This is a genomic window from Clostridia bacterium (assembly GCA_028698525.1).
GTDB lineage: Bacteria > Bacillota > Clostridia > JAQVDB01 > JAQVDB01 > JAQVDB01.
In genome coordinates this window covers 21,380-28,635 of record JAQVDB010000019.1, presented here as the reverse complement: position 1 = coordinate 28,635, position 7,256 = coordinate 21,380, and the positions used below count along the sequence as shown (strand labels likewise).

The 7,256-nt window shown below is 34.1% G+C and carries 6 protein-coding genes; all 6 read left to right on the top strand.

Annotation, left to right across the window (positions count from 1 at the left end):
* Positions 1–693 precede the first annotated feature (693 nt).
* The 6 genes from PHP06_04265 (at position 694) to ftsX (ending at position 7,234) form a co-directional block, all read left to right on the top strand.
* Positions 694–2,028 carry a GntP family permease gene (locus PHP06_04265; protein ID MDD3839770.1) on the top strand — a complete coding sequence of 445 codons (1,335 nt, stop codon included), beginning with the start codon at positions 694–696 and terminating at the stop codon, positions 2,026–2,028.
* A gap of 104 nt (positions 2,029–2,132) precedes the next feature.
* On the top strand, positions 2,133–3,068 hold the full coding sequence (gene cysK, locus PHP06_04260; protein ID MDD3839769.1) for a cysteine synthase A: 936 nt from the start codon (positions 2,133–2,135) through the stop codon (positions 3,066–3,068).
* A gap of 168 nt (positions 3,069–3,236) precedes the next feature.
* Positions 3,237–4,352: a sn-glycerol-3-phosphate ABC transporter ATP-binding protein UgpC gene (ugpC, locus tag PHP06_04255; protein MDD3839768.1), complete on the top strand. Its 1,116-nt coding sequence runs from the start codon at positions 3,237–3,239 to the stop codon at positions 4,350–4,352.
* 113 nt (positions 4,353–4,465) lie between these two features.
* Positions 4,466–5,569, top strand: coding sequence for a helix-turn-helix domain-containing protein (locus PHP06_04250; GenBank protein MDD3839767.1), 1,104 nt, complete (start codon positions 4,466–4,468; stop codon positions 5,567–5,569).
* A gap of 98 nt (positions 5,570–5,667) precedes the next feature.
* Positions 5,668–6,363, top strand: a complete 696-nt coding sequence (gene ftsE, locus PHP06_04245) for a cell division ATP-binding protein FtsE (protein ID MDD3839766.1) — start codon at positions 5,668–5,670, stop codon at positions 6,361–6,363.
* Positions 6,344–7,234 (top strand): permease-like cell division protein FtsX, encoded by an 891-nt coding sequence (ftsX, locus tag PHP06_04240; protein ID MDD3839765.1) that lies wholly within the window; start codon positions 6,344–6,346, stop codon positions 7,232–7,234. The genes ftsE and ftsX overlap by 20 nt, the downstream gene beginning before the upstream one ends.
* The last annotated feature ends 22 nt before the right edge of the window (positions 7,235–7,256 follow it).

Genomic DNA, 7,256 nt, shown 5'->3' with positions numbered 1-7,256 from the left:
CCTAAAACCATGTCATTTCTATCGCCCAGAGCTCCTTCATAAACAGTGTGTATATCAGATGTACAAGGAGCAACTGCCAATGGACGGACTATAGCATCATAAGGACCTGCTACAGGTTTTTCCTTTTCGATAAAAGCTGTTTTACCAACGCCTTTCATTACAAAAGCTTTCATATAAAGCACCTCCGCTGTGTATTGTTCATTATTTTTGACTGCGATTTCATTATAACATTGTTAAAAAAATATCAAACATTGTTTTGGTGACTCGCATAAAACTTTGAGTAAGATGCATATATATGTGGTTATTATGCATTATTTTTGGAATGTTAACTGGATATCGGTCAAAATCCATGTTAAAAAACAATCAATATTATCATGCAGGATTTTAAATGCAAAACAGATCTTGATATTTTTGTATAAAGTAATATAATTATAGTTAAGGAAGAATTATCAAATAATATGTATTATTGCATATTTCACCATTTAACTATTATATACACCATATTACACATCATAAAATCTATATCAGATTTTCAATAAATTTTTACTATAAATTTTATACGTAACAGCAGCATACTAAAAGAATATGTTGTAATTTTTTATGTAAACTAAAAGATGGATAAGGGGGGAGATACATGATTTGATCTTGTTATTTATATCTAAACAATAATATCTTTTAGAGGAGGTAATATCGATGTTAACAGGACCATTGCTTTTGGTAGTTCTTGTACTTTCTATTGCCTTTATAATCATTATGACTTCTAAAGTTAAAATGAATCCTTTTTTAGTTTTATTATTGGCTGCGTTTATAGTTGGGTTTTTAGCAAAGATGCCGGCATTGGATATTATTAAAACTATTACAGGAGGATTTGGAGGAATATTGACCTCTATTGGTATAGTTATAATAGCCGGAACGATAATCGGAACTATACTTGAAAAATCAAAAGGAACACTGACTCTTGCCAACACAGTATTGAGAATAGTGGGCAAAGCTAAGGCTGCACTTTCTATGTCTATAACAGGTGCTATCGTTTCTATACCTGTTTTTTGTGACAGCGGATTTGTCATCTTGTCATCTTTGAACAAATCGTTGGCCAAGAAATCTAAGATTTCTATGGCAACGATGGCGGTTGCACTATCAACAGGATTATATGCCACTCATACATTAGTACCACCTACCCCTGGACCTATAGCAGCTGCGGGTACGATAGGTGCCGATTTAGGGACAGTGATAGGTATTGGAATTATTACATCTATACCTGCAATAATAGTAGGATATTTTTGGGCAACAAGATTTTGTAATCGTTACTGGGTAGAGCCGGATATTGAGATAGATGTTGAGGATGAACAACAAAACCTTCCAGGCACATTTGACGCATTTGCTCCTATTTTAATTCCCATAATATTAATAGCATTAAAATCTATTGCAGAATTTCCAAGTGCTGTATTTGGGACAGGAAATTTTAAGACTTTTTTGAGTTTTATAGGTGATCCAACTGTTGCACTTCTGATAGGTATATTTATTTCGTTTAGATTGCTACCTTCCTGGAAAGCAGAATATCTCAACGGTTGGGTAGGAGAAGGTATGAAAAATGCAGCATCTATAATAATGATAACTGGTGCCGGAGGTGCTTTCGGAGCAATCTTAAAAGCTACACCTATAGCTGATTATTTAGGGGAATCTTTATCCACTCTTAACTTAGGAATATTCCTTCCATTTATAATAGCAGCTGCATTAAAAACTGCGCAAGGATCCTCTACTGTTGCTTTGATCACTACATCTGCTATAGTTGCACCGCTTTTGCCTGCATTAGGGCTGGACAGCTCTATAGCAAAGGCATTAGTGGTAATGGCTACAGGGGCAGGAGCTATGACATTTTCACATGCCAATGATAGCTATTATTGGGTTGTAAGCCAGTTTTCTAATTTAGATACTACCACTGCTTATAAGACACATTCTATGGCAACTTTATTGCAAGGGGTTGTAACTATCATTTTTGTAGCTATTTTAGCAGCGATATTTGTATAAGGTGAGATGAATCGTCTGATGAGCAAAGAAGCCTCCTATGATATAATATTTTATCATAGGAGGCTTCTTTGGGTTTAAATTTGATGATAAATGGAGGCGAGGATATGGCAAGAATAGCAAAGAGTTTGACTGACTTAATTGGTAATACACCTATGCTTGAGCTATCAAACTATAGCAAGAAATACGGTATTGCGGCAAAATTAATTTGTAAGCTTGAATATTTTAATCCTGCTGGAAGTGTAAAGGATAGAGTTGGCTATGCAATGATAAAGGATGCTGAAGAGAAAGGACTTATAGATAAGGATACTGTTATCATTGAACCTACTAGTGGTAATACGGGTATTGGATTAGCTTTTGTAGCAGCGGCTAGAAATTACAGATTAATTCTCACTATGCCTGATACCATGAGTTTAGAACGAAGGAGATTTTTAAAGGCATTAGGGGCAGAGCTGATTTTAACTCCAGGTGTTAATGGAATGAAAGGGGCTATTCGAAAGGCAGAAGAATTGGCAAAACAGATTCCCAATTCATTTATTCCTCAACAATTTAAAAATCCTGCAAATCCTGAAATTCATCGCAATACAACGGCACAAGAAATATGGGAAGATACTGGAGGTAGGATAGATATATTTGTTGCAGGTGTAGGTACGGGAGGGACAATTTCTGGTGTAGGTAAGGCACTCAAACAAAAAAATTCTGATATAAAGATAGTAGCTATTGAGCCGTCAGATTCACCTGTTTTATCAGGAGGAGAACCTGGCTTGCATCAAATTCAAGGTATAGGTGCTGGCTTTATACCTAACGTATTTGATGAAAATGTGGTAGATGAAGTTTTTAAAGTAGAGAATGATCAAGCTTTTGAGACTATGAGACAACTTGCAAAATTAGAAGGTTTGCTAGTTGGTATTTCATCAGGTGCAGCTGTGTTTGCAGCCGAACAGATTGCGAGAAGACCGCACAACCAAGGAAAATGGATTGTTGTATTTCTTCCCGATACTGGAGAAAGATATTTGTCTACCCCTGCATTTGATTTAAAATAATGGCTATCATTATAATATTTAAAATGCGGTCATTATTATAAAACTGCATATTGCAGTTTATAAAAAGTACACAAAAAGCTTTACTAAAATTTTGTTTATTATATCAATAGTTTTATTTTGCTTGTACACTTATAATAATAGTATACTAAAACATTTGGAGGGGTTTAAATGGCAGGTCTTACGTTAAAAAACATTCAGAAGGTTTATCCTGGAGACGTTAAAGCTGTAGATAACTTTAATCTTGATATAGAGGATAAGGAATTTATAGTATTGGTTGGGCCTTCTGGATGTGGAAAATCTACAACCTTGAGAATGGTTGCAGGATTGGAAGAGATAACCGAAGGGGAACTATATATAGGAGATAAATTAGTAAACGATGTTGCTCCAAAAGATAGAGATATAGCAATGGTTTTCCAAAACTACGCATTGTATCCACATATGACAGTTTATGAAAATATGGCATTTGGCTTGAAATTGAGAAAGACTCCTAAAGCTGAAATCGACAGAAGAGTTAAAGAAGCAGCAAAAATATTGGATATCGAGCATTTGTTGAATAGAAAGCCAAAGGCTTTGTCAGGTGGTCAAAGACAGAGAGTTGCTTTAGGACGTGCAATAGTGCGTGAACCGAAAGTATTCTTGATGGATGAGCCTCTTTCAAACCTAGATGCAAAATTAAGGGTACAGATGAGAACCGAAATTACAAAACTTCATCAGAGATTGCAGACTACATTTATATACGTTACCCATGACCAGACAGAGGCCATGACAATGGGTACAAGGATTGTAGTAATGAAAGATGGTGTTATACAGCAAGTTGATACACCTCAAAACTTGTATAATGTTCCTGATAATGAATTTGTGGCAGGTTTTATTGGAAGTCCTCAGATGAACTTTGCAGATGCTAAACTGGTTAAAGAAGGCGATGTTATTTGTGTACAATTTGGCAAAAATAAAATTCCTCTTCCAGAAGGCAAAGTCAAGAAATTAAAGGATCAGTCATATATAGGCAAAGAAGTGACAATGGGAATAAGACCTGAAGATTTGCATGATGAGGAAATATTCTTGAAGAATTCACCAGAAACTATCGTTAAGGCTAGTGTGGAAGTAGTTGAGCTGATGGGTTCTGAAACTTATCTGTATCTAATTATTAACGGCAATAATATGGTTGCAAGAGTAGATCCAAGATCAACTGCAAGAACTGGAGATACTATAGATATTGCATTGAATGCAAACAAGATTCACCTTTTTGACAAAGACACAGAAGAAACAATATTAAATAGATAATGTAATGATACAGAGAATATTACAGTGCAGAAAGCAGAACAATAAAATTAAATTTTGTTGTTTTGCTTTCTTTTTTTTAGTTTATTATTTATAATATATTGGGTGATGTAATTATGTTAACAAAGGCAAAATTAAATAAAATTATAAAAGATGCGGCTGAAAAGATCGGGTATGATATTGATATATTTAATTTAAAAGGAAAGTTAGTATGTACTAGCAGGCATGGATACAATCCGAGCCTGATAGATACAAATATTGCAAATAGAAGATTCGATCTAGATAAGGATATGGTTGTATATGACAACAAAACATATCAGAGATTATCAGCAGGTGGAAAAAGAGCTTTATTTATACAGTTAGATAATTGTTCAGAGGAGGTTCAGAATTACGCATACTTTATAAAAGGCATTATAGAAGCCAATCTAAAGTCGGCCAATACCAAGCTTGCTAAGAAAAGCGTGTTTAAAAAGATTATTTTAGGTCAGATGAACCCTATAGAATTATATGGATACTTGAAGGAATATAACTTAAAGGCCGAAATCAAAAGATGTATTTTAATAATAAGACTTGTTTCGCGGAATGAAAATATAGGCCTTATTAAAGAAATGCTGGTGAAGGCCTTTGCACAAAATTCCAACGATTTTATTGTGTCTATTTCCGATGATATGTTTGTACTTATAAAGACATTTAATGATGAGGGTGCCAGCAATGAGGAAATGTTAGAGGTAGGCGAAGCTATCGTAAGCAGCATATTGAATGAAACATTTATAAAATCCAGTGTAGGTATCGGAAGGATAAAAGACAATATAAAAGATTTATCCGCATCATACCAGGAGGCTCAACTTGCATTAAACATAGGAACTATATTCAGCAGAGACAAAGATGTTTTTGCATATGAACAGCTTACGTTAGAGAGACTGTTATATGGTCTTGATTTAGAAAAATGTTTGTCCTTTTACAACGAAGTATTTGGAAAGGAAAAAGATAAGCTTTTAAATGAGGAAATGTATTTGACCATAGAAAAGTTTTTTCAAAATAGTTTAAACCTCAGTGAAACTTCCAGACAGCTTTATATTCATAGAAATACTCTTGTATATAGGTTGGATAAAATTCAAAAGATCACAGGTCTGGATTTGAGAAATTTTGATGATGCTGTGACTTTTAAATTGATAATGATGATAAACAATTATATAAAATATAAAGAAGATAAAAAATAATTTTAAATAAAAGTTAAATTTTTATTAAAAAAAATGAAGGATTTATTAAGATTACGTCGAATTTAATAAAATGAGGGATTTGATAGGAGAGGTCATAAGTGATAGAGCTATATAATGTATCAAAAGTATATCCCAATAATACAGAAGCATTGTCTAATATAAATATTAGGATAGATAATGGAGAGTTTGTTTTTATAGTGGGGGCTAGCGGTGCAGGGAAGTCCACTTTTTTAAAGTTATTGTTGAGAGAGATTACCCCTACAAGTGGGGAAATAATAATAAATGATTTTGTTTTATCTCAATTAAAAAGGAGAGAAATACCATATTTCAGGAGAAATTTGGGGGTGGTGTTCCAGGATTTTAGACTTATTAGTAACAAGACTGTATATGAAAATGTGGCCTTTGCGATGGAAATAGTGGAGGCCTCAAGTAAGGATATAAAGCGTAGAGTTCCAATGGTTTTAAATATGGTACGTTTGGGACAGAAGGCAAACAATTATCCGTCTGAGCTGTCAGGAGGAGAGCAGCAGAGAGTTTCGTTGGCAAGAGCTATTGTGAATAATCCTTCTATTTTGATAGCTGATGAACCTACAGGTAATTTAGATCCGGATACCTCATGGGGGATAATGAAGTTGCTCATTGATATAAATAGAAGAGGTACTACTGTTATTATTGCCACCCACGATCGAGACATAGTAAATTTGATGAGAAAAAGAGTAATAACATTGAGAAAAGGATTTATAGTAAGAGACATGGAAAAGGGTGTGTACGACAGTGAAGTTGAGGACTATTAAATATTTTTTTAAAGAGAGTTTTACTAACCTTTGGAGAAACAGGGTGATGATGTTTGCAGCAGTTGTTTCAGTGGTTGCTGCACTTTTTATAGTAGGCACTGTATTGTTGACTTTGATGAATGTCAATAATATTGTATTGAATATGGAATCTCAAGTAGAAATTACCGTATTTTTAGAGGAAGAGGTAAGCGCTGATACAATACAGGAATTGAGAGAAACATTAGAAGATACCAAAGGTGTCAATGAGGTAAAGTTTGAATCTAAAGAAGAGGCATTGGAAAAGGCGAAAGATTGGTTAAAAGAAAAAGAAGATTTGCTAGAAGGGTTTGCAGGTGACAAAAACCCATTGCCCAATTCTTTTATATTGAAGATAGATAAACCGGAATATGCTAGTCGGATATCCAAAAGCATAGAGAATAAACCGGGAGTGGACAAGGTTAAATTTGGAGAACAGATTGTTAAAACACTCTCAAAATTAGCTAGGATAACTAGATGGGCGGGTCTTGTAATTACAATCGTTTTGACCGTTATTGCCTTAGTCATAATATCCAATACAATAAAGTTAGCTTTGATGTCTAGAATAAAAGAAATCCAAATAATGAAATACGTAGGTGCAACTGATTGGTTTATTCGTTGGCCGTTTATTTTGGAGGGATTATTGATAGGTATCATATCTACGATAATAAGTACTTTACTCATAAGCTTTGCATATAATTATGCTGTTTCAAGATTTGGCTCTATGGTAGGCATGATAAATATGTTGAGATTAGAAGATGTTATAAGAGATATTTTTTGCAGTTTTTTAGTTGTAGGATGTGCGATAGGTACTATAGGAAGTGTTTTATCTATAAGAAAATACATGAAGGTTTGAATATGCGTTAGGGGGTTACATT

Coding starts and splice junctions, on each gene's coding strand:
- ugpC (MDD3839768.1), top strand. CDS start 3,237: ATGGCAGGTCTTACGTTAAAAAACATTCAGAAGGTTTATCCTGGAGAC.
- cysK (MDD3839769.1), top strand. CDS start 2,133: ATGGCAAGAATAGCAAAGAGTTTGACTGACTTAATTGGTAATACACCT.
- PHP06_04250 (MDD3839767.1), top strand. CDS start 4,466: ATGTTAACAAAGGCAAAATTAAATAAAATTATAAAAGATGCGGCTGAA.
- PHP06_04265 (MDD3839770.1), top strand. CDS start 694: ATGTTAACAGGACCATTGCTTTTGGTAGTTCTTGTACTTTCTATTGCC.